Genomic DNA, 22679 nt, shown 5'->3' with positions numbered 1-22679 from the left:
ACAATTTGATAGGTATATTACTAATCACAGAAGCATTAGATACGTTAAACCTATGGATTAATCATGATCAACTTTCGTCTGATTCGTCATCTCTGGTTGTTTCTGGCGGTTGCCGAAGAACAGAATTTTGGCCGTGCGGCCAAGCGTTTGGGAATGTCCAGCCGCCGTTGAGCGAGCAGATTCAGGTACTGGAGCAGGCGCTCAAGGTCAAATTGTTTGACCGCTCGCGACGTGGTGCAAAGTTGACGCCGGTGGGGCGGCGATTCTGCCGGCCGTGCGTAAGTTCGCCGACCAACTTGAGCGCCTGGAACTTGCCGTGGAAGAGGCAGTGGCGGGTCAGTCGGGGATGTTGACCATTGGAGCGATTTCCACGGCAATGTTCGATGTCTTGCCGGGGTTGATCGAGCAATTGAAGAACGACTATCCGCACCTCACCGTGTCTGTGCGGGAAATCGACAGCGTTGAAGCCGTTCCGGCGCTGGAAGCCGGAGATATCGACTTGGCGTTCGCCCGCCTGGATGGTGATTTGGGAGCCTCGATCAAGTCACTGCCGCTGTTGGAAGATCGCCTGGTGGTGGCTTTGCCCAGTGATCACCCCTTGGCTTCGCGCACTCGAATCAGTCTGTCCAGTCTGTCCAACGAGCCTTTGGTGATGTTTTCCCGAAAGGTCAGCCCGGTGTATTTCGACAATCTCATCGCCACCTGCCGAGCCAGTGGTTTTTCCCCTCGCGTATTGCATGAAGTGCGCTCTGTCGCCTCTCAGATCGCCTTTGTCAGCTACGGTCAGGGCATCGCACTGGTGCCAGCGTCGCTGAAAAAACTGGCCCCCGACAACGTAGTGTTTCGACCGCTTAGTCAGAAGCTCAACGTCGTCACGACTGCGGTAGCCTGGAATGCTGATCGGCCTAATCCGCAGGTGGAAGAAATAATTGACCGGTTGCGCACTAAAACGCGCTCCCCAATCAAAAAAAGAGCCCATGGATGATCATGGGCCCTTTTAAATAATCGCAGTAATCGTCCGTGATTCAGATCCCGGCAGCCTGTGATTTGACGCGGTCCCTCAGCCCGGTGCGCTCTTCGATCTCACCAGATCCGCTGATGTAACCATAGCGGGACAGGTTCGGCATCAGCATTGCGGCGATGAAAGTAATGGTTACTACGGCCGCGACGTAGAAGAAGAAATATTCCTCAATCCCCTGTGAGCGAAGCGACAAGGCGACGTACTCGGCGGTGCCGCCGAACGCCGCGTTACCGACGGCATAAGGAAAGCCCACTCCCAATGCTCGAACCGCTGGCGGAAACAGTTCAGCTTTGACGATACCGGCAATCGGGGTATACAGCGACGCGATAGCCAAACCGCCAAATACCAACAGGAACGCTGTAAACGGACTGCTGACTGATTGCAGTGAATAGAGCAGAGGGATCACCATCAGCATGGCCAATCCGGAAAACATCAACATGTGAGCCTTGATCCCGATACGGTCGGCGAGCAGACCAAAGATTGGCTGGCAGAACATAAAGCCAACCAGTGCCGCCGTCATGATGAAGCTCACTGTTTCCGGGCTAAACCCCGCAGAGATCACCAGGAATTTCTGCATGTAGGTAGTGAAGGTGTAGAAGTAAGCGAACCGCCAATGGTAAACGCTACCACCAGTGCCACTGCGCGTTTATGTTTGAACATGCCGCGCAGCGAACCGGCATCTTTACGGTTCATGTCTTTTTTGGTGGCGGTTTCATGCATCGCGCGGCGCAAATACACGACCACGATAGAACTCAGGGCACCGATGAAAAACGGAATTCTCCAGCCCCATTCGCGCAGTTCCTCGCCGGTAAGCGTTTGTTGAAGTATGACCACGGTCATCAGGGCAAGAAGCTGACCTGCGATGATGGTGAAGTACTGGAACGATCCATAAAAACAACGACGACCAGGTGTCGCGATTTCACTGATGTAGGTGGCACCTGTGCCGTACTCGGCGCCTACGGACAGGCCCTGAATCAGTCGGGCTACCACGAGCAAACCGGCGCAGCCACACCGATGGTTTCATAGGTTGGCATGACGGCAATCAGCAGGGAGCCGGCGCACATCATGAACACCGAGATAATCATCGACACTTTTCGGCCGCGAGTATCAGCGATCCAGCCGAAAATCCAGCCACCGAGAGGACGCATGAAAAAACCGACGGCAAAAACGCCGGCTGTAGCGAGCAGTTGGCTCGTGGTGTCACCTTTGGGAAAAAACGAAGCCGCGAAGTAGATGGCGGTGTAGGCGTAAATGAAAAAGTCGTACCACTCCACAAGATTACCCGAACAGGCACCCATGATTGCTCTGACGCGATTCGGACTTTTCATCTGATCGGCCTTTGCAGTGTGGATTGTTGAGTCGCTGGTTGATGCGAACATTTAGTTCACCCTTTTTCAAGGCAAGACGATACGAGGCGCACGCTGATGCGTGTCCGACGTTGCTAGCTCGATGTGTTGATCTGCTTAACGCAGCGGCTGTAATCCTGTGTTGGCCAAGGCACATGAAGAGGGGGGATGTACGCGAGAGGTCAGCTGTTCGCTGAGCGTGTAAGGCGGGTCGGTCAGGTCACGAGAAATGAAGTAAGTCATGGCGCAAGCCCTCGAATCTTATTCTTGTAGTCAGTCGATCAGCTCTTGGCGTCGACGTTGATTGCACGCTACCGCAGAGTCACGAGGGTAATAAGCCGTCAGCCAGGCCTAACTGATATACCGAAATTTTATAGCTTGCCTCGCAGCCCCGGCGGGGCAAGGTACACAGCCTGCTCACAAGCCTGCATGTCCTACGCAACGGGGGAATGTGGCATTCCCGGTGACGCTAATGCGTTTACACTCACACTAGTTTCGACGCATTTCGCGCCGAGCCCGATTCGACTGGCCCGCTAATGGATGTCGTTCAACTCAAAACACTGATCCATGTTGCCGAGCTTGGCAGTCTCAGCAAGGCCTCTGACCGCCTTCACATTGCACAACCGGCCTTGAGCAGACAAATTCGTTTGCTGGAAAAAGAACTCGGAACCTACCTCTTTGATCGGCATGGTCGAGGCATGGAAATCACCGATGCCGGCCGTGAAGTGTTGGCGCATGCCACCGAATCATGGAAGAGATGGAATCCATTCGAAGTTCGGTTGTGGGCGGGAAGTCTTCTTTTCGGGGCACAGTGGTAATCGGTACAACGCCGACGGTAGCGGAAATTGTCACTGTTCCGTTGGTTCGAAAAATCAAGGAAGAACACCCGAATCTAGCCATCAGATTTTCCTCGGCCTTCAGCGGTTACCTGCTGGATTGGGTTCAGCGTGGCGAATTGGAGCTTGCGATTTCTTATGACCCGCAACCGCTACATACGCTTCGAATCGTGCCGGTGATGATGGAAAACCTGCTGCTGGTTGGTCCCGCCAGCGCTGACCTGCGCATTGATACGCCAGTGTCTTTCGAATCTTTGGCGGACCAACAATTGGTATTGCCCAGCGCTCGACACAGTCTTCGCGTCATTCTGGACAATTGTGCGCGTGAAGTAGGAATCAAGCTAAAGACCAGCGTTGAAGCTGACTCTTTCGGCGCGATGATCGACCTGGTCCGCAATGGCTTTGGTTTGACCGCTTTGCCATTGGCATCGATTTACGCGCAAATCGAATCTGGCTTGCTCAGTGCTGCGCCTTTGGTCGACCCCACTCCCATGCGTAAATTGGTCCAGGTCTTTCCCGCGGACAGGCGAGTTAGTCCGGCTGCAAAATTTGTTGGGGATGCGTTCATCGAGATTGCCGCCGACCTGGTAAGTCGCAAAATCTGGGCAGGGCACATGCTTTGAGCAATCAAAACATCGACCCGTCAGTAAGTCCCCAAGTCACAACGACCAATCTTTGACCACGAACCTTTGAGGGAACCCACCGTTGTCTTTCAACAGCTTGCCGCTCGTGCTCATCCCCGGATTGCTTTGCGATGCACGTCTCTGGGCACATCAAAAGTCAGTCTTGGAAAATTCAACGCAAATCTGCATTCCAGATGTCTCCCTCGATTCCAGTATTGCTCAGATGGCGGAAAAATCGCGTTCCTACGCAAACTTACGGCCTGCTGATAACCAACCGCTGGCAGATTTTACGTAGTAACGCGGACTTCAAAACGGCGCATGAGTTTTCACACAGCCTGGACCCAAAGGTGACGATCAAAGCATCAAGCGCCCACTGTGATTTACCTTGTCGACCTCACGCGCAATGGCTTTTCCACTTCCGAGGGATCGCTACTTCCCAGGGTGGCCAACACTCAGTCAGTCACACAGCCCTGGGGTATCTTCCCGGCGAAACTGTCCACCAGGCTTGCCACCACCATCTCGCCCATCCGCGTGCGGGTCTGCAGCGTTGCACTCGCGCGATGGGGCTGCAGCACCACGTTCTCGTTACCAAACAGCGCTTCGGGCACGTTCGGCTCATCGACAAATACATCCAGCGCCGCACCTGCGATCTCACCGGCAGCAAGTGCAGACACCAGGTCGACCTCGTTGACCAGCTTGCCTCGCGCTACATTGATCAGATACCCACCTGTGCCCAACGCTTGCAGCACCTGGGCATTGATGATGGCTTCAGCCTTGTCGGCAGCGGCCGCGAGAATCAGCGCATCACTGTTGCTGGCCAACTGCTTCAGATCGGCGATGAACGTGTGGTTCACATCGCTCATCGGCTGCAGATCGGTGTAACTGATCGGGCAGCCGAATGCGGCGGCGCGGGTTGCCACGGCACGACCCACCCTGCCCATGCCGACGATGCCGATGCGCATGCCGGACACCTGACGCGCCAACGGCAACGGGGCCAACGGCGTCGGGCTGTGCGGCCACTGCCCCGAGCGCACGTAACGATCACTGGTGCACAGCCCGCGGCACACGGCAATCAACAAGCCGATGGCCAGGTCGGCGACATCTTCGGTGAGCGCGCCGATGGTTGCGGTCACGCGAATCCCGCGATCCCTGGCGTAAGCCAGATCCACCGCATCGGTACCCACGCCGTTGACCGCCACCACTTCCAGTTTCGGTAGCTGCTCCATCAGCGCCTGGCTGATACCGGTATGCCCGCCGGTGATCACCCCGCGAATGTTCGCGCCGTGTTCCTGCAAGTAAGCTGGCTTGTCGGCCTGCTGGAAGTAACGTCTGACGGTAAACAGCTCATCGAGCCGCGCGTTGATTTCAGGGATCAGGATCGGGCTGAGCTGCAAGACTTCTGGCTTCATGTAAACCTCGCGTAACGGAATAAAAAGGCCGGTTTAACCGCGACCGGCAAACGGCATGGCGCTGGCCATGACGGTCATGTTCAGGACGTTCGCCTCCAGCGGCAGACCGGCGATGTAGCGCACGGCATCGGCCACATGCTTGACGTCCACCATTGGCTCCACGGCGATGGTGCCGTTGGCCTGGCGCACGCCTTTGGTCATGCGCACCGACATTTCGGTGAGGGCGTTGCCGATGTCGATCTGACTGCAGGCGATGTTGAATTCTCGACCGTCCAGGGCCAAGGATTTGGTCAGGCCCAGCACCGCGTGTTTGCTGGCGGTGTAGGCGCTGCTGAACGGCCTGGGTGTATGCGCCGAGATCGAGCCGTTATTGATGATGCGTCCGCCCTGTGGCTGTTGCCGGCGCATCAGTCCGAAGGCACCACGGGCGCATAGGAAAACGCCGTTGAGGTTGGTGTCGATCACGTTTCGCCATTGCTCGAACGTCAGCTCATCCAGCGGCACGGCGGGGGCGTTGACCCCGGCGTTGTTGAACACCACGTCCAGGCGGCCATACACCTCCGAGATGGTGGCAAACAGCGCATCGACACTGGCCGGGTCGCGCACATCAGTGGGCACCGCCAACGCTTCATGTCCTTCGCTGAGCGCCAATTCGACCAAGGCCTGCAATGGCTCCGGCCGACGTCCGGCCAATACCAGGGTAAATCCGTCGGCCATCAGAGCCAGGGCCACGGCGCGGCCGATTCCGCTACCGGCGCCGGTGACCAGGGCCACTTTCAAAGGACTGGACATGTTGTTATCTCCTTTTTTCAATTCACGAGAGCGTATGCCGGGTTCAAGGTCGCTGACCGACGCGCATTTCCAGTTGGCCGATGCGGTCGATCCCGGCGTTAATGATGTCGCCCGGTTGCAGCGCATCGACGCCTGCGGGGCTGCCGGTCATGATCAAGTCACCCGCCCGGAGCGCTACCGATTGCGAGATGCGGCTGATGATTTCACTGACCGACCAGATCTGGCTGTCGAGGCTGTCGCGCTGGCGCTCCTCACCGTTGACGTTCAGCCACAAATCGCCGTCCGGGTGTCCTGCACGAGTCACCGGCACAATGGCGGTCATTGGCGCGGCGCCGTCGAACACCTTGGCACCTTCCCACGGCAAGCCATTGCTTTTGGCCGAGCGCTGGACATCACGACGGGTCAGATCAAGACCGACGGCATAGCCCCAGACATAGGCCAGCGCCTGACTCTGCGGAATATTGGCGCCGCCTTCACCGATGGCCACGACCAATTCGACTTCGTGGACAAACTCTTCGGTCAACGGTGGGAAAGTCACTTCACCCGCCGCATCCACCACGTTGCTCGCCGGTTTCATGAAGAACACTGGCGGCTGGCGGGACTGGCCTTGGGTGTCTGGCCAAGGGTAGTTGCGGCCGACGCAAAATACCCGGCCAACGGGAAAGCGCTGCTGGCTGCCGGCAACCGGCAAGGTCACGGGCAGATCCGGGGTAAACACGTACTCGGTCATCGTCATTTTTGTAGTCGTCCTGTTTGAAGCGTCAGCGTACGGCGGCAATCTTTTGCAAAGTTGGACGAAAGCCGCCTTGTGTTGGAGAAAAACGGTTTTTTGGCTCAGCGCGGCTTGAGTTCGATGCGGTACAAGCGACCGAGCAGCAACGAATAGGACAAGGTACCTATCAACGCCACGCCGCCAATGAACCAGAAGGCGTAGGCAAACGAGCCTGTCGCGTGGACGATGCCGCCAATCACAATCGGGGTGACGATCCCGCCGATGTTGGCGGCCAGGCTGGTGATCCCGCCGGTAAGGCCGATCAGTTCCTTGGGCGCAACTTCTGACACCGCCGCCCACGACGACGAAGCGATTCCCTGGGCGAAGAAGGCAATGGTCAGCACGGCAATGCAGATCACGTTCGAGTCGGTGAAATTCACCAGAACAATCGACATACCCAGCATCGATCCGACCACCAATGGCAACTTGCGAGCGAAGGACATTGAGTAACCACGGCGTATCAGCAAGTCGGAGACGATGCCGGCCAGCAGAATGCCGACCGTTGCACCCACGAACGGCAGTACCGCGAAGATCCCGGCCTTGATCATGGTCAGCTTGCGTTCCTCGATCAGGTACGTCGGGAACCAGGTCAGGAAGAAATACAGCGCCGAGGTGCTGGCAAACTTGCCGATGCAAATTGCCCAGATCTGCCGATAGCTGAACAGCTCGGCGATCTGCCGCCAGTTGAACTTGGTGCGTTCCTGACTGCTCTTGACCAGTCCGCCGCCGGCTTCGATGTACTTCAATTCTTCCGGGCTGACGTTCTTGCAACTCAGCGGATCGCGGTACAGGCACAGCCAGATCACACCGAATACAATCCCGAGAATCCCGGTGCTGTAGAACACATGGCGCCAGTCATAGGTCGTCGCTAGCCACAGCAGCGCGCCGGTAAACAGCGCGGTGCCCAGATATTGGCCGCACACGTAAATGCTGCTGGCCAGGCCCCGTTCGCGGGCCGGGAACCACACCGTGACCGCGCGGCTGTTGGCCGGAAACGCTGGAGCTTCCATGGCACCGACGGCCAGGCGCAGTCCGAACAGCGAAGCGAATCCTGTGGCAAAGCCCTGGCACACGGTGACCGTCGACCAACTGATCAGCGACACCCCGTAGGTGAACCGGGAACCGAAACGATCGGCGATGAACCCGGCGGGTACCAATGCCAGCGCGTAAGTCCAGGCAAATGCGGAAAAAATCAGGCCCATTTCGATCTTGTCCAGGCCCAGATCCTTGGCCATGAACGGTGCGGCAATCGAGATGTTCACGCGGTCGATGTAGTTGATGATGGTCGCAATCAGCAGCAATGACAGCATGAACCAGCGCCGACGTGTCGGCAGGCGCTGGGACAGTGCGGCGTCCTGGGCGCCGACGCTCACCGACGGCGCGGTGGACGGGGAGGTTTGCGAGTTCGACATGAGGAGACCTTTTGATTGTTTTTGGAAGGGTCGGGCTGCATGTCTGTCACAGTGGTCGTACAACCTTTCAAAATCAACGCAGGCGTTAGATCGTTTTTTCTATTTAAAACAGCGATTAATGCAGGTGTCCAAGAAAAATCAAATCAATCCGTTATCGGAGTTTTGATCAGTAATGTTTTTAAGTGTTTGATTATTAGCGATTAAATGTATTTGCACTGGTTCATGTTTTTTGGACAGACGATGTAGCACACACGGATACAATTAATTTTCTGATTTTTGATGTCATCCTATGACGTGTTAGATTCTGTCGTATACGCCTACACAATCATCCACGTCGCCGCCTGCATCTCAGCGTGATGACAACCTGTCCATGTACCCGCCGAGGATCCTCAGGAGATGTCGTCACCCGATCGAGTGCCCACCTACGTCATGCAGCAACGCAGCGAATTGACGGACTTCTACATTCGCGACAAAAAGGGCCGGCGTGCCGAAACCAGTCCCCATCGCCACGAGTATTTCCAGATCCAGATCAACCTCGGTGGCGATACGGTGCAGCACATTGGCAACGTCGAACGCCCGTTTCCGCGCAACACGCTGGCCTTCATCCTGCCGCATCGCGTGCACGTGATTCCGCATCCGGCCGACAGCAATTTCATGGTGATCAATTTTTCCCAGACCTTTCTGCTACCGCACTTGCAGTGCGATCCGATGGATCTGGAGGAAGTCTCGATTCTGCTGGCGCCGGAGTTGTCGCCGTTCCGCTTTCAGGAGCATCTGGATTTCATTCTGGCCGATGAAGATTTCAGCAAAGTCTGTGCCCTGATCGAACAGATGCGCATGCTCGATGAAAACCGTCAGTTCGGTACCCGGGAGATGCTCAAGGGCTTGCTGCTGCAATTGGTGGGGAGCGTCTGTGCCCTGTATGCCGAGCCGCTGAAACGGTTGGCCGAAGAGAACGCCGCTGAAGTCAGCCGACGCGACGCACTGAGCAGGATGTCGGAATACTTGCGCAAGAACATCGCCGACCCCGACCTCAACCTGATCAAGGTTGCCGCTGCGACGTACCTGTCACCGACGTACCTGACGCACTGGTTGCGCAAGGAAATCGGCAAGACTTTCACTGAACTGGTGCTCGAGCGCAGGATGCACGCGGCACGCAATTATTTACTCAATGGAACGCGGCCGGTGGGGGAAGTGGCGAGATTGTGTGGCTTCGCCGACGAGGCCTATTTTTCGCGACGCTTCCGCCAGATCCACGGCCAGCCTCCAGGGCAATTCAGGCGTCAGCAACTCAATCCTGATACGCCGCAATCGCCGTCCAACACGTGATTGTTCATCGCTTACATTGCAGCGCAAACTCGACGGCGCTCAGAAGGGCATCGCCACTGCAAGTGACTCCCGCGATGCTGCGCGAGCAGCCAAGAAGGCAAGAAAGGCCGCCACACCCAGCAAGATGGCGCTCAACTCGAAGGTCGCTCGATAGCCGCTAAAGTCAAAGACCAGCCCACCAACGGTTGCCCCAGAGGCGATTGCCAGTTGGACGATCGCCACCATTAAGCCGCCTCCCGCTTCAGCAGAGTCTGGCAACGTTCTCGCCAGCCATGTCCACCATCCCACGGGCGCTGCAGTCGCAACCAGTCCCCAGAAGCCCAGCAAGACAGTCGTGGTGGCCGCCGAGCTACCGAATGAAACCAGTGCCAGTGCAATCACCGCCATCAAGATCGGGATGGCGATGAGGGTTCGATGCAGGCCATTTTTCAACAACGCTTCAATCAGGAAGGTTCCCGCGAGGCCCGCAAGACCCAGGACGAGCAACATCAACGACAGCATGGAGACACTGACGTGCGTGACCGTTTCAAGAAACGGGCGCAAATAGGTAAACAGCATGAACTGGCCCATGAAAAACACACTGACCGCCACCATGCCTAACGCGACCGGTACGCTTTTCATCAACCTGAAGACGTTTCCAGTGCCTGAACCGCTTTGCGATTTCATCGGTGGAAGGCTTACAGACAGCCATACACAAGCAACTGTCGCGACCGGGATGACGCACAAGAATGCACCGCGCCAGCCAATCAAGGCACCGAGAAAGCTGCCCAATGGTGCTGCAATGACAGTCGCCAAAGCGTTGCCGCCGTTGACGATTGCCATGGCACGTGTGACCTGGTTATCAGGCACAAGGCGCATGGCGGTTGCCGCCGACAGTGACCAGAAGCCACCAATCGCAACACCGATCAGCGCGCGCCCGATCATGAATACCCCGTAGTTCGGTGCGAACGCGGCCACTGTTCCGGAAAGGATCATCAACAGCGTCAGTGAAAGAAGTAGCGGTTTACGGTCAACCCGCGTCGCCACCTGCGGAATAAGAAGGCTGGTGAATAAGGCAAACAGCCCCGAAACGGAAATACCCTGACCGGCTTGTCCTTCGGTGATATGCAGATCGGCGGCAATTGGCGTCAGCAGGCTGACGGGCATGAACTCCGATGCCACAAGCACGAAGGCGGCGAGCGACATGGCGAATATGGCACCCCATGATTTATGGGGCACTGGGATGGTGTGATCAGTCATTGTTTGAATTCTGTATTGGGCCGGCATGGGCTTGTACAAGCATGGCGAAGACCTCAAAGGATTTGTCGGATGGACATTTTCCCGGTCTACCAAGGCTCTCTGTAGTGCATTGCGCTGGATTACTTGCCTGATTCTATGACTCTCCGTTTTTTTGCAGGACGCTCGGGAGCTGGCGAGTTAGAGTTCAGTGAAGAGGTACAAGACGAATATGACGAACAACCCCGACACAGCTCCTCAACAGGCGTCGCCACAAGAAAGGCTTGCGCAGATCATCGGCGCGCAGATCTCGAAACCAGGTGATTATGGAACGGCCATTGCTGGCCTCGGCTTTTTCAGGCGCGAACATCCAGCGCCGCCCATCGTCTGCATGGTTGAGCCAAGCATCATTCTCGTCGCCCGTGGTGAGAAGCAGCTCTGGGTGGGGGGCGAGGGCTACCTGTATGACACCTCGCGATTTCTGATCACCTCATTGGACTTGCCTGCCAATTCACAAGTGCTGTCGGCAAGCCCGGTGCAGCCATGCCTGGGGCTGACGTTGAAACTCGATCTGCGCATGCTGGCTGAGCTGATAGCGCAAAGTGATCTGCCGCCCACCCGTGATCGTTCAATTGCGAAGGGGTAGGAATTGGTTCAGTGACCCCGGCAATGCTGGCCTCATTTGAGCGCCTATTGGCACTGCTCGATGAGCCGGAGTCCATTCCAGTTCTCGCCCCTTTGATCCAGCGCGAGATTCACTACCGTCTCTTGCAGAGTGATCAGGCGAGCCGGCTTCGACAAATAACTTCTGTCGATGGCCAAGGTTATCGGATCGCCAAAGCCATCGATTGGCTGAAGTTGAATTACACCTCGGCGCTTCGCGTCGATGATCTTGCGGCCCGAGTGCAGATGAGCACCCCGACCTTTCACCACCACTTCCGCCAACTCACCGCAATGAGCCCCTTGCAGTACCAAAAGTGGCTGCGACTGAATGAGGCAAGGCGATTGATGCTCAATGAACACCAGGACGTATCCAGTGCGGCTTTCAAGGTCGGATATGAAAGCCCGTCTCAGTTCAGTCGCGAATACAGTCGGCTGTTTGGCGTACCCCCAAGAGGATATTGCGGTGTTGCGAGGGCAGGGGTAGCAACATCAATCCGTACATGAGAGGCGATTGATGATGGCTTCATATCGAGGATATCGGTGCGGCGCTGGGCGGTGATCTCTGCCGCCTACTGGTTGCCGTTGGGCGTAGGGGAGAGTGCTGACGCATAAAAGCAGGCGTTAAAAATTCCGATCGGCACCGGGTAAAGGGACTGTTTGAACCATCTCAAATTAGGCGCAATCAAACGTTTACAGCTTCAGGTTTAGCCTGTCCGGAGATGATCAAATGAAACGCACAACTGTATTGGTTCTGGTGATATCTGCAACCGTTCTACTTGGCGGCTGCTGGCCTTACCGTGATGGACACGGACGTGACCATGATCGCTACTATGGAGGTGACCACGGAGGTCAGGAATACCATCGGTATTGACGGGTAGCTGCCCGACGTCAAAGGAAACGCTTTGAGCTTTTTTGGCGCTGATCAGGGGACTCAACTCTGCGACGGGATCCAGCGGCCCTGCGGCGGCTCAGTAGTACCGTCGCGGGTCGGAATCGATCAGGCTGGCCAGTTTGGTCAGGGCGAAACGCAGTTCGTCCTGGCTCGTGGGCGACATCAACACCAGTCGCACACAACGGGTAATCCCGGAGCGTTCAGCCTGGAACTGGGTGCCGCTGAGTACCAGCACACCGTTGGCCCGGGCGAGCATGGTGAACTCGTCGCTGGTCCATGGCTCGGGCAGCGTCAACCAGATGTGGTACGAATAGGGCTGGGTCTTGAGCTCGAAATTGGCGAAGATTTCCCGGGCAATCGCTTGCCGCCCCGCGGCTTCGTTGCGCTGGATGCGGATCAGTTTTTTGTCCAGGCCTTCGGTTATCACATTGCTGGCCAGTTGCGCGGTCAACGGCGACGGCATCCAGACGCTGCTGCGCACCATCGAGGTCAGGCGTGACAGCAGTTTTGGCGGGCTATAGATATAACCGACGCGCAGCGCCGGCATGACCGATTTCGACAAGCTGGTCAGGTACACCGAACGGTCCGGCGCAAATGCCGACAGCGGCTTGATTGACGGGTCGGTGGCGAGGAAGCCATAAATATCATCGTCGAGGATGATGAAGTCGAATTCTTCGGCCAGTGCCGCAATTTGGGCCCGGCGCTTTTGCGACATGATCGCCGCTGTCGGGTTCTGGCAGGTCGCCACGCAAACCAGCATCGCCGGTTTCTCTCGCTCGCACAGTTCGCGCAACGCTTCGGGAATGATCCCTTCGTCGTCCATGGGTACGCCACGCAGGCGGCGCTCGAGACCGTGGGCCAGGGAAATAATGCCGGGGTAGCAAAGCGCTTCGCAGAGCACCAGGTCACCGGCGTTGGTCAGGGCACTCATCGCGACCATCAAACCATGCTGGGCCCCGGCGGTGATCACCACTTGCTGCCATTGCGCATCGGGCAACGAATGGCGTAACCACTGCGCGCCCGCCTCGCGATGCGCCGGGTGACCGCCGTCCGGCGCGTAATCCAGGGCTCGGGCGAAATCGGTGCTTTTGGCCATCCCCACCAGAGCGCCGCGCAACCAGTACTCCAGGGTTTCGCTGTAGGGCTTGATGATCGAAAGATCGAGTAACTCGGATTGCCCCAGATTGAGTGGCGCGGTGCTGTTGCTCGCCGGCAGTTCGAGCTGCTTCTGGTTGAGCACATAAGTGCCGCGTCCCACTTCCCCTGCACCAGGCGACGTCGGTGGGCTTCGCTATAGGCCCGGCTGATAGTGCCCGGCGTTACATTCAGGGTAGTGGCCAGCTCCCGCAGGGTCGGCAGGCGATCGCCTTCATTCAACACGCCGTTGCTTATATCGCGCGCCAACGCATCGGCAATCGACAAATACATCGGCTGGTTGAACTCGCTTAGCTGGGGAACCCACATGAATGATCGCTGCCCATCGTAGAAATGATGAATATCCGAGCATATCACATGGAGGTTAGGCGACTAATAAATCGACCTAATCGAGAAATTGATTCGATTGATTCGTTGATTGAGTCGATATTCAATGTCCAAGCAGGAGATTTTTCAGAAAAATAATAACCTTATAAATCAATGAATTAAACGTATTATCCGCAAAAAGCTGTCACTGCTAGCAAAAAAACATCTCGTAACAACCCTGTCATCTATTGAATCAACTCAATTCTTTCAAATACACTCATATCGCATCGAATCAATCGACTCAATCCTCCCCTGTTCACTGCGCGACTCTGTTGCGCCAAGTCGAGACACCATGGACACACTCAGAAAGGATCTATCCCTGTCAGCCGTTATCGCGGGCTTTATTGCCGTGATCATTTCCTACGCCGGCCCCTTAATCATCGTGTTTCAGGCAGCCAAGGAAGCGCACCTGCCCAACGACGTGGTGTCTTCGTGGATCTGGGCCATTTCCATTGGCAGCGGTATTACCGGCTTGTTCCTGAGCTGGCGCCTGCGAGTTCCGGTGATCACCGCGTGGTCGACGCCGGGTGCGGCATTGCTGGTGTCGATGTTGCCCACCGTTACTTTGCCCCAGGCCATCGGCGCCTATGTAGTGGCGTCGGTGATCATCGCCGTGGTCGGTTTGTCCGGGGCGTTCGACAAACTGATGAGCCGCCTGCCCAAAGCCATCGCCGCCGCGATGCTCGCGGGCATTCTGTTCCGCTTCGGCGCCGAGTTGTTCACTTCGATCAAGCTGCAACCGGAACTGGTGCTGTCGATGATCGCGACCTACCTGATCTTCAAACGCTTTTCGCCGCGCTACGCGATTCTCTCGGTACTGATTGTCGGCTGTGCGGTGGCCGCCTCGTTCGGTGAACTCAACAGCGGCTCGATCACCATCGCCGTGGCCCATCCGGTCTTCATTGCCCCCGAGTGGAGCTGGCACGCGATCATCAACATCGGCCTGCCACTGGCGCTGGTGACCCTGACTGGTCAGTACGTGCCGGGTATGGCGGTGTTGCGCACCTCGGGTTACAACACCCCGGCACGCTCGATCATTTCGGTCACCGCGATCGGCTCGATCCTGATGGCGCCGTTCGGCTCTCACGGCTTTAACCTGGCAGCGATTACAGCGGCGATCTGCACCGGCCGCGAAGCCCACGAAGAGCGCGACAAACGCTACATCGCCGGGATCGCCTGCGGGGCGTTCTACATTCTGATGGGCACCTTCGGCGCGACCCTGGCTTCGGTGTTTTCCGCGCTGCCCAAAGAGTTGATTGCCTCCCTTGCCGGCCTGGCCTTGTTCGGTGCAATCAGCGCCGGGCTGACCGGCGCCATGGCAGACGAAAAACAACGGGAATCGGCGCTGATTACCTTCCTGGTGACGGCGTCGGGCATGAGCTTCCTCGGTTTGGCCGCTGCGTTTTGGGGTTTGATCTTCGGCCTCGTGGCGCACTTCGTATTGACCTACACCCGGGAAAGCAAAGCCGCCGCCCTCGTTGGACGATAAATGAATAATTAAAAACTACACAGCCTGTCTCTCGGGAAGTGGCGCACCGATCATCACAAACAGTGCCCGGGCAATCCGGTCACTTTTGTTTCGCCACGCGTGTCGTGTGCCATTTTGAATCACGATATCGCCCGCCTTGACGAGGCGACTCTCACCGTTATCGAGCTCTAGCCACATTTCACCTTCCAGAATGATTCCGTAATCAATGGTGGCGGTGGTGTGCATGCCCGGATGGTCCGGTTCGAAGCTTTCGATCAAGCCAGGCAGTGCTGCACTCAGTTCGCCAAAGGCCTGGGCGCCATCGACGAGATTCTGCATGACGGTGTCCGGTGGAAAATCAAACATGGCAATGCTTGTACCTCCCGGTGGAGGAATCAGCGAAGCGTGATCAAGGGTTGGATCGCGTCCTTTTTCGACGAGCGCAGGAGAGGCGGGGGTCGACCATAGCTGGGCCATCGCTTGCCCCGGAATCGAGGCAAAGGACTGGGCTCTTGGGGCAAAGTCGTCTGAAACGAACACAGAGTTACCCTGTTCGTCGCGGCCGGTCACGATTCTTCTTATTTCATCTGGATTACTCAACGGGCGGTCGTCAAAGAGGGCAGCGAGAGGAGGGTATAGCGCTCCGCTCGCTGCATTTAATTAAGGACAAATAACGTCGTTGCTGAAGCCGCCATGGCTTGTCCTTGTCCTGTGGTGAACCAGGCTGATCCGCTGATCTGGATGTCGTTGTCCATGATTCAGTGTAGGGCTTGGCGCGACAGCTCGGTCGATTCCTCACATGGCGGCAGAAGGTGCTTAATCCCGGTTGTAATCGAGCGCGGGGTCGATTGGCGGGAAGCATTGCAGCGTGGCGAGATCCAGCAGCGTGAAATACCCGTCCATCCAGCCTGCGGTGTCGATGTGGTAGACATTCCCGAGTATGGCCGGCTGCCTGAGTGGCGTATGGCCCACGATTACGGCTCGCACACCATTAACGCCAGCGCGGTTTTCGTCGGTCAGGCGCTTGCGTGACCACTGAAGTATGGCGGCAACGTGGTCGGCCTCCATCGCCGATCCAGAAAGCGCGGTAATCATTTCTCCCCAGCTTGCGCACGGAACGTCGGCGTGCACGATGCCGATCAGGCCCTGTGCGGTCTCGACTTCGATCACCAGAGGCAGGTTCTCCAGGATGCTGGCGTAGAAGTCTTGCTCGATGCTGGATATCCCGTAGAACCACCCACCACCATTGATGAAGTGCATGGCGCGTTGATTGCTGGTGCGGCCGGCGGCGTGCGAATCAACAGTCATCTGCTCATGGTTGCCACGCACTGCATGGAACCAGGGCTTGTGCAGTAGCCATTCATCGACATCCAGGGACTCAGGCCCCCGGTCAACCAGATCACCGACGCTGAACAGGCGGTCAACAGCAGGATCGAAACCGGCCGCATCCAGCGCAGTCTGTAGCCGGGTGAAGTGGCCATGAATGTCGCCGACCGCGAAATCCCGGCCAGCCGTATTCGCGGCGAAATGCTTCACGCGCGACACCTCGGTAGTTTCGTACATCGGATCCTCCGGCGCGGCAGAAGGCGGTCAGGTTATTGCTTTGGCGATGACCGGCTCAGCATCAGCAAGGGCTGCATGGTAGTTGCCATATTCGCCATCAGTGGTTCATTGCACAGGTGTTCCCTTAAATTCTGGCATAGCTTTGTCTCGCGCGCCGCTCACCGGCAGTAGGTAGTTGGGGGTGTCAACTTTGGCAGTCGTACAGCGTTCCAATTCCAAACTCTAAAAATGTGAAAGTACCTTGTGGTCAGCGCTTTAACGTAAATGGGTGAGATAATTGGATCCAAACTAAACTTCCTGGTATCGCCGACTTTTCCAGGAATACCGCTGTCCTCTTTTACTTAGTTGTTACTGGTATATTCTCGCTTTTAACGTTTTTCTGGCGCCAAATATTTTGCACTCTTCAGGTTGAATAAAAAGCGATTGGCCTTAGCGCGATTTATTCATGCGCGGTATTGAACTTGAGCCATAAGTAACAAGGCGTTCAACTAAATCAAAGAGCGAGGTGTACTGCATCCTCACAAAATAAAAAATACTGATAACCAAAACAGTCACATTCTTCCTATAAGTCGGGATACATCATGATCAAGATCATGGCCTACTTTTTAATAGGAGTTGTAACTGCAGGATGCAACGGCATCGTAAAGCCCGACTTTTCGGGCGCTGTTAATGATTCATACTTTTTAGTCTTCTCTGGCTTTCCTGTGCCGTATCTTTACATGGCCTCGGCCACGCAATGGAACGATGACTACGCCGTCACCACCCGCCACACTCCGTTCATTCCCAACGTGATATATAGCTGCAGCACACTCTGCGATCTTGTCTTCATCCAGCACAAGGCCAGCGGTCATTACCCATCATGGCGCGCACCGCGCGTGGGCGAGAGTATAACTGCCGTGGGAGTCAGTCCTTACCTCGTGGCCACCACCGGGAAAGGCAAGGTGTATCAAACGCCTTTCATCAATGCCGATGAACACAGCGGTGATCTCTATGGCATCCATGATGCCCCGCTGGTCAAGGGAATGTCGGGTGGGCCGGTCATCGCCAATGACGGCAGTGTTGTTGGCATCAATATCGGTTTCTACTCAACCACACTGAACGATGTGAGCATTAACTCCGGCGTAAAGGGAGCTGAGAGGATCAGCATCTTTGTCCCTTACTCGATCATTCAGCGTGAGTGGGGGATGTTGCAGGCAAAGCTTAACGATCCGCACGGCAGGAAATATGTGGCGAAGTAACGTTTAGCTGTCGTGGATATGGATTGGGTGTATATCCATTGCTGCGGTAACGGCCACTTATGGTTCCGCTCTTACAGCGGGTCACTTGGAAGAGCCCCAAGTAACCAAGGGCTCTTGCCCCTTTCGTTCGGTGCCTCGCTGTGGCTCGGCATGCCCTCGCTCCGGTCCTGCTCCGTGGGCCCGCCGCGATGGGCCATCCTTGGCCCAGCGCGGCTAACCCGGCATCCATGCCGGGTTGCCCACTGCGCAGAACCTGCACTCGGCCTCTCGATGTGGCAAGAAGATCAAAAGCCAAATCAAACGCGCGCGAGGCGGCCTGACAGCCGACCTGGTTGAGGTAGGTACGCGTCCCCCTGTAGGAGCCGGCTTGCCGGCGAAAACGGCCGTCCAGTTAACCATGCAGTGCCTGATACGCCGCCTTCGCCAGCAAGCCGGCTCCTACAGGTACGCGTGTTTTCCACACCGTTGTGTAAACGCCGAAATCGCTTCTGCTGTGGCTCTGGCTCTGGCTCTGGCTCTGGCTCTGGCTCTGGCTCTGGCTCTGGTTCTGCTCTGGCTCTTGATTTTGATCTTGATCTGCCCCGTCGGAAGGCCGAGTGGAGGTTCTGCGCAGTGGGCAACCCGGCATGGATGCCGGGTTAGCCGCGCACGGCCAAGGATGGCCGATCGCGGCGGGCCCACGGAGCAGGACCGGAGCGAGGGCATGCCGAGCCTAGGCGAGGCACCGTACGTCAGGGCGAGAGCGTTTGGTTACTTTGCGCTTTTCAAAGTGACCCGCCGTAAGGGCGGAACCATAAGCCGGCATTACCGGAGCAATGGATATGCACACCGTCCCATCACACCTTAAGAATGAACCATCACTTCTTCGGCAATTTACCGCTGGAGGGAATATGCAGATAAGACATCACACTCTCGGTCAGTTCGGTCGCCAGCTTGACGGCTTCTTTATTGCGAGCCATCACGCCCGCACCATCCCTCGATCAATGCGAGCACGGCAATGTTGGAACTGGTCATTACCGGATGGTCGGCGGGGGCAAACAGCACGTGTTCGGCAATGCCGGTCAGAGGCGATGCGGGTGAGTCGGTGATTGCCAGCACCGAGGCGCCGCGCTCGTTGGCAAAACGTGCGAGTTGCAGGGTGTCGAGGGAATAGCGTGGCAGGGAGATCGCCAGCAATACGTCCTGATCGGTGATGGCAGCCAGGCGGTATGCGGCGTTTTCGTTGCCTCCCTCCATGCTGATGGCCGTGGCGTCCGCACAGAACGGCATCAGGGTTGAGGCGGCGAGGCCAGCGAAGTAGACGCTGTTGCCAAAGCCCAGGATGTAAATTTTGCGAGCTTTGGTCAGGCAGGTGATGAAAGCCTCAAAGGTGTCTGCATGGTTATTGGTTGCCGCCGTGGCGAGGTTGCTGGTGGCGCTCTGGATTTGCTCATGCAGGCCAAATGCGCCGCCAGGACGATGGGCCAGTTCGTTGCGAAGCTTGTCGACCGGCGACACCATTTGCTGCAACGTCGCGACCAGCTCGGCCTTCATGCCAGTATAGCCACCCAGGTTCAGAGCCTTGGCCAGACGATTGACCGCTGCAGGCGAAGTGGATGTTTCATGGCCATTTCTTCGATCGTCAGCGTCGCGGCCCTGAGCGGGTGACGCAAGATAAAATCCGCCACCTTGCGCAGTGAAGGTTGTAATTCGGGAGCGATTTGCGCCAGTTTGCGCATCACCGGCGCGGCATAGACCGTGGTGTTATTCGAGGGAGTCGGCATATCCGGTTCAACACTTCCTGAGGGTTAGAGATGGCGCTGGCCTTAATGCCTGTAGGAGCGAGGCTTGCCCGCGAAGAACGATAACGCGCAATGCCTGAAAATCGCGGTGTTCGCTTCGCGGGCAAGTCGGAACGCCGCCCGCACGCTCCCACAGGATTTTGCGCGGGGGGATAAGTTTGCTGGAGTGTATGATTATTTCAAGCTGCCGGACAGAAACTGCTGGAGGCGTTCGGACTGCGGTTTGACCAACACTTCACGCGGGTCGCCTCGCTCTTCGACCTGGCCTTTATGCAAAAACACAAGCTGGTTCGACACCTCGCGGGCAAAGCCCATTTCGTGGTCACGACCACCATGGTGCGACCTTCGAGTGCCAGATCCTGCATGACTTTAAGCACCTCGCCGACCAGCTCGGGTCGAGTGCGGAAGTGGGCTCATCGAACAGCATCACTTCAGGTTCCATGGCCAGTGCGCGGGCAATAGCCACACGCTGTTGCTCACCGCCCGACATATGCGCCGGCCAGGCGTCCATGCGGTGCGCCACGCCGACTTTGTTCAGGTAGTGCTCGGCTTTTTCCCGCGCTTGTTTCTTGTTGATGCCCAGCACATGCACCGGCGCTTCCATGACGTTTTCCAGGGCACTCATGTGCGACCAGAGATTGAAGTGCTGAAACACCATCGACAGCCGCGAACGCATGCGTTGCAGCTGCTTGGGTTCGGCCGCCTTGAGTCCGCCGAGTTTGTTGGTCACCAGCTTGAGCTGCTCACCGTTGAGCACGATATTGCCGGCGTTGGGCTGTTCCAGCAGGTTGATGCAACGCAGGAAGGTGCTTTTGCCGGAACCGCTGGAGCCGATGATGCTGATGACGTCACCGGCTTTCGCTTCCAGGGATACGCCCTTGAGCACTTCGTGGGTGCCGTAGCTCTTGTGCAGGTCCTGAATTTCAAGTTTGTACATGGTTTCAACTCTCTGGAATCAGTCGCTGAGCAAGCGGCCTTGGCGGATAGGGGTGCTGCCGGCCACTTTGGCCAGCCACAAACCGGGCTGGGCAAAGCGCAGACGTTCGCGGCATAAAGGATGCCGTCGGTGCTGGCGTGCACCACGCTGTGCTGATCGGTCTGCGGATCAAACACTTCGAACAGCGGATCGCCGACCTTGACGTGGGCGCCCAACGGTTGCAGAAAACTCACCACACCCGGGTGCGGCGCATAGGCGTACTGCGCGCCGGCGAACGGTGTCGCTTCACAACGGCTCGGTGGCGCGGCAGGCCAGTCACCGCTGATCAGGCCTTGCTCGGCGAGATAGCCGAGAATGGCCTGCGCGCTATCGACGCATTGCTCGCGTTCGGTGTCACCATGCCGCGCAATTCGATTGTGGTGGCGACACACGCCAGCGGAATATTGGCTTGAGGAAAACGCTCGGCCAGCTGCAGCCAGGGAATTGCGCAGGCTTCATCGAAGGCGTTGCCTCCGGCGGCCTCCGCCAGCAAGGCAACGCCAGCGCCAAGACGGCGGCCAAGGAGCGCAAGCGCGGCCAGTTTTGCGGCATGGCATACAGCAACATGATCGACTCGAAATCGCAGTGCAGGTCCAGCACCACATCGGCATCACAAGCATGCTGCATCAACAGGCGCCGCAAGCCGTCGAGTTCCGATGTCGGTGCCGGCATGTGGGCGAGGGCATCGCCCATGGCGCGGCGGATCAGCGCGATATTGGTGTCGGCATCGTCTCCCAGGCGACCTTCCAGCATCGGCACTACGGCTTCGACGAGCTCCGGGAAATCGCGGTTGAAATTCTTCCCGCTGGAGAACTCGAAACGACCTTGATGGGTGGCCTGGAACATCTGTGCGATACCGATCGGATTGGCCATCGGCACCAATTCGATCACCCCGGTCAGGCGCCTTGTTCTTCCAGCTCTTGCAGACGGCGCTTGAGTTCGACGGCGACGCGCATCCCCGGTAGTTCGTCGGCATGCAGGGAGGCCTGGATATAGGCCTTGCGCGGGCCGCTGCCAAACGAAACAGTGCAAGCTTGCGTTCCGTGCCCGAGCACTCCACGGCAAGAGGTATTGAATGTGCTCCATAGCAGCTCCTTAGTGCTTGCGCGGTGCCAGATAGGCCAGCCAGCGGCGCTCGGCCAGCTTGAACAGACGAACCAGGATGAAGGTCATGGCCAGGTAGATAAGGCCGGCAGTGATGAACGCCTCGAACGGCAGGTAGAACCGCGAACTGACAGTCCGCGCGGCACCGGTGATATCCACCAGCGTGACGATCGACGCCAGGCTGGTGGTCTGCAGCATCATCAGTACTTCGTTGCTGTACTGCGGCAGTGCCCGGCGCAAGGCGGAGGGCAGGAGAATGCGGCGGTACAAGGTAATGCGCGACATGCCCATGGCTTTGGCGGCTTCGATCTCGCCGTGGGACGTGGACTTCAGACTGCCAGCCAGCAGTTCCGCGCTGTAGGCACTGGTGTTGATCGCGAAGGCCAGGCAGGCACAAAAGGTTGCACTGGACAGGTAAGGCCAGAGCGCGCTTTGGCGTACCGCTTCGAACTGCGCCAACCCGTAATAAATCAGGAACAATTGCACCAGCATCGGTGTACCGCGAATCACGTAGGTGTAGAGCCAGGCCGGGAAGTTGATCAGCGGTGACCGGGATACGCGCATCAGCGCCAAGGGAATCGCCAGCACCAGTCCAGCGGCCAGGGAAATCAGCAGCACTTTCAAGGTCACCAATGCGCCATTGAAATACAGCGGCAGGTTTTCCCAGATCAGGTTGTAGTCGAGAATCATGGGTGGGCTCCCGGTTACAGTTCGGCGG

The 22679-nt window shown here is 57.2% G+C and carries 11 protein-coding genes and 8 pseudogenes; 6 read left to right on the top strand and 13 right to left on the bottom strand.

Annotated elements, in window-relative coordinates; genetic code table 11:
- Positions 1 to 63: 63 nt before the first annotated feature.
- Positions 64 to 985: pseudogene (locus CES87_RS28510) on the top strand (LysR family transcriptional regulator).
- 40 nt (positions 986 to 1025) lie between these two features.
- On the opposite strand, the pseudogene CES87_RS28505 reads toward CES87_RS28510, so the two are convergent.
- Positions 1026 to 2349: pseudogene (locus tag CES87_RS28505) on the bottom strand (MFS family transporter).
- Positions 2350 to 2903: 554 nt separating this feature from the next.
- Here CES87_RS28505 and CES87_RS28500 point away from each other — a divergent pair.
- A pseudogene (locus CES87_RS28500) lies at positions 2904 to 3826 on the top strand (LysR substrate-binding domain-containing protein).
- A 452-nt stretch (positions 3827 to 4278) separates the two neighbouring features.
- Here CES87_RS28500 and CES87_RS28490 read toward each other — a convergent pair.
- From CES87_RS28490 to CES87_RS28475, 4 genes are all read right to left on the bottom strand, one after another.
- Complete coding sequence (locus CES87_RS28490) at positions 4279 to 5235, bottom strand: 2-hydroxyacid dehydrogenase (RefSeq protein WP_128608729.1); 957 nt, start codon at positions 5233 to 5235, stop codon at positions 4279 to 4281.
- Positions 5236 to 5268: 33 nt separating this feature from the next.
- Entirely contained in the window at positions 5269 to 6027 is a 759-nt protein-coding gene (locus tag CES87_RS28485) for an SDR family oxidoreductase (protein ID WP_128608728.1), read from the bottom strand.
- A 43-nt stretch (positions 6028 to 6070) separates the two neighbouring features.
- Positions 6071 to 6763: a fumarylacetoacetate hydrolase family protein gene (locus CES87_RS28480; protein WP_128608727.1), complete on the bottom strand. Its 693-nt coding sequence runs from the start codon at positions 6761 to 6763 to the stop codon at positions 6071 to 6073.
- Positions 6764 to 6861: 98 nt separating this feature from the next.
- Positions 6862 to 8211: an MFS transporter gene (locus CES87_RS28475; protein WP_128608726.1), complete on the bottom strand. Its 1350-nt coding sequence runs from the start codon at positions 8209 to 8211 to the stop codon at positions 6862 to 6864.
- Positions 8212 to 8607: 396 nt separating this feature from the next.
- Between CES87_RS28475 and CES87_RS28470 the strand changes: the two genes are divergently transcribed.
- Complete coding sequence (locus tag CES87_RS28470; protein WP_128608725.1) at positions 8608 to 9540, top strand: AraC family transcriptional regulator; 933 nt, start codon at positions 8608 to 8610, stop codon at positions 9538 to 9540.
- 39 nt (positions 9541 to 9579) lie between these two features.
- Here CES87_RS28470 and CES87_RS28465 read toward each other — a convergent pair whose 3' ends face one another.
- Positions 9580 to 10779 (bottom strand): MFS transporter, encoded by a 1200-nt coding sequence (locus CES87_RS28465; protein WP_128608724.1) that lies wholly within the window; start codon positions 10777 to 10779, stop codon positions 9580 to 9582.
- Between the two features lie 208 nt (positions 10780 to 10987).
- On the opposite strand from CES87_RS28465, the pseudogene CES87_RS28460 reads away from it, so the two are divergent.
- Positions 10988 to 11902: pseudogene (locus CES87_RS28460) on the top strand (AraC family transcriptional regulator N-terminal domain-containing protein).
- Between the two features lie 484 nt (positions 11903 to 12386).
- Here the strand turns inward: CES87_RS28460 and CES87_RS28455 are convergent.
- Positions 12387 to 13774, bottom strand: a pseudogene (locus CES87_RS28455) (PLP-dependent aminotransferase family protein).
- A gap of 349 nt (positions 13775 to 14123) precedes the next feature.
- On the opposite strand from CES87_RS28455, the gene CES87_RS28450 reads away from it, so the two are divergent.
- A complete protein-coding gene (locus CES87_RS28450) occupies positions 14124 to 15320 on the top strand; it encodes a benzoate/H(+) symporter BenE family transporter (RefSeq protein ID WP_128608723.1) in 1197 nt (398 codons plus the stop codon).
- Between the two features lie 15 nt (positions 15321 to 15335).
- Here the strand turns inward: CES87_RS28450 and CES87_RS28445 are convergent, their stop codons facing one another.
- Positions 15336 to 15899, bottom strand: coding sequence for a cupin domain-containing protein (locus CES87_RS28445; protein WP_128608722.1), 564 nt, complete (start codon positions 15897 to 15899; stop codon positions 15336 to 15338).
- Between the two features lie 216 nt (positions 15900 to 16115).
- Entirely contained in the window at positions 16116 to 16862 is a 747-nt protein-coding gene (locus CES87_RS28440; protein ID WP_128608721.1) for a metallophosphoesterase, read from the bottom strand.
- A 581-nt stretch (positions 16863 to 17443) separates the two neighbouring features.
- On the opposite strand from CES87_RS28440, the gene CES87_RS28435 reads away from it, so the two are divergent.
- Positions 17444 to 18100 carry a trypsin-like peptidase domain-containing protein gene (locus tag CES87_RS28435; protein WP_128608720.1) on the top strand — a complete coding sequence of 219 codons (657 nt, stop codon included), beginning with the start codon at positions 17444 to 17446 and terminating at the stop codon, positions 18098 to 18100.
- Positions 18101 to 18957: 857 nt separating this feature from the next.
- On the opposite strand, the pseudogene CES87_RS28425 reads toward CES87_RS28435, so the two are convergent.
- From CES87_RS28425 to CES87_RS28410, 4 genes and pseudogenes are all read right to left on the bottom strand, one after another.
- Positions 18958 to 19863 (bottom strand): annotated as a pseudogene (locus tag CES87_RS28425) (MurR/RpiR family transcriptional regulator).
- Positions 19864 to 20055: 192 nt separating this feature from the next.
- Positions 20056 to 20818, bottom strand: a pseudogene (locus tag CES87_RS28420) (ABC transporter ATP-binding protein).
- Between the two features lie 18 nt (positions 20819 to 20836).
- Positions 20837 to 21943 (bottom strand): annotated as a pseudogene (locus tag CES87_RS28415) (succinylglutamate desuccinylase/aspartoacylase family protein).
- Positions 21944 to 21952: 9 nt separating this feature from the next.
- The gene (locus CES87_RS28410) at positions 21953 to 22651 is read right to left on the bottom strand and encodes an ABC transporter permease (RefSeq protein WP_128608718.1); all 699 of its coding nucleotides are present in this window, start codon (positions 22649 to 22651) and stop codon (positions 21953 to 21955) included.
- Positions 22652 to 22679 lie beyond the last annotated feature (28 nt).

It is taken from the genome of Pseudomonas sp. ERMR1:02 (assembly GCF_002277815.1).
Taxonomy (GTDB): domain Bacteria; phylum Pseudomonadota; class Gammaproteobacteria; order Pseudomonadales; family Pseudomonadaceae; genus Aquipseudomonas.
Note: the sequence above shows the minus strand (reverse complement) of the source record. Positions and strands in the feature narration are given on the sequence as shown.

Excerpts from the sequence above, each read along its gene's own strand:
- CES87_RS28490 (WP_128608729.1), bottom strand. The coding sequence starts at position 5,235 with ATGAAGCCAGAAGTCTTGCAGCTCAGCCCGATCCTGATCCCTGAAATC.
- CES87_RS28485 (WP_128608728.1), bottom strand. The coding sequence starts at position 6,027 with ATGTCCAGTCCTTTGAAAGTGGCCCTGGTCACCGGCGCCGGTAGCGGA.
- CES87_RS28480 (WP_128608727.1), bottom strand. The coding sequence starts at position 6,763 with ATGACGATGACCGAGTACGTGTTTACCCCGGATCTGCCCGTGACCTTG.
- CES87_RS28475 (WP_128608726.1), bottom strand. The coding sequence starts at position 8,211 with ATGTCGAACTCGCAAACCTCCCCGTCCACCGCGCCGTCGGTGAGCGTC.
- CES87_RS28470 (WP_128608725.1), top strand. The coding sequence starts at position 8,608 with ATGTCGTCACCCGATCGAGTGCCCACCTACGTCATGCAGCAACGCAGC.
- CES87_RS28465 (WP_128608724.1), bottom strand. The coding sequence starts at position 10,779 with ATGACTGATCACACCATCCCAGTGCCCCATAAATCATGGGGTGCCATA.
- CES87_RS28450 (WP_128608723.1), top strand. The coding sequence starts at position 14,124 with ATGGACACACTCAGAAAGGATCTATCCCTGTCAGCCGTTATCGCGGGC.
- CES87_RS28440 (WP_128608721.1), bottom strand. The coding sequence starts at position 16,862 with ATGTACGAAACTACCGAGGTGTCGCGCGTGAAGCATTTCGCCGCGAAT.
- CES87_RS28435 (WP_128608720.1), top strand. The coding sequence starts at position 17,444 with ATGATCAAGATCATGGCCTACTTTTTAATAGGAGTTGTAACTGCAGGA.
- CES87_RS28410 (WP_128608718.1), bottom strand. The coding sequence starts at position 22,651 with ATGATTCTCGACTACAACCTGATCTGGGAAAACCTGCCGCTGTATTTC.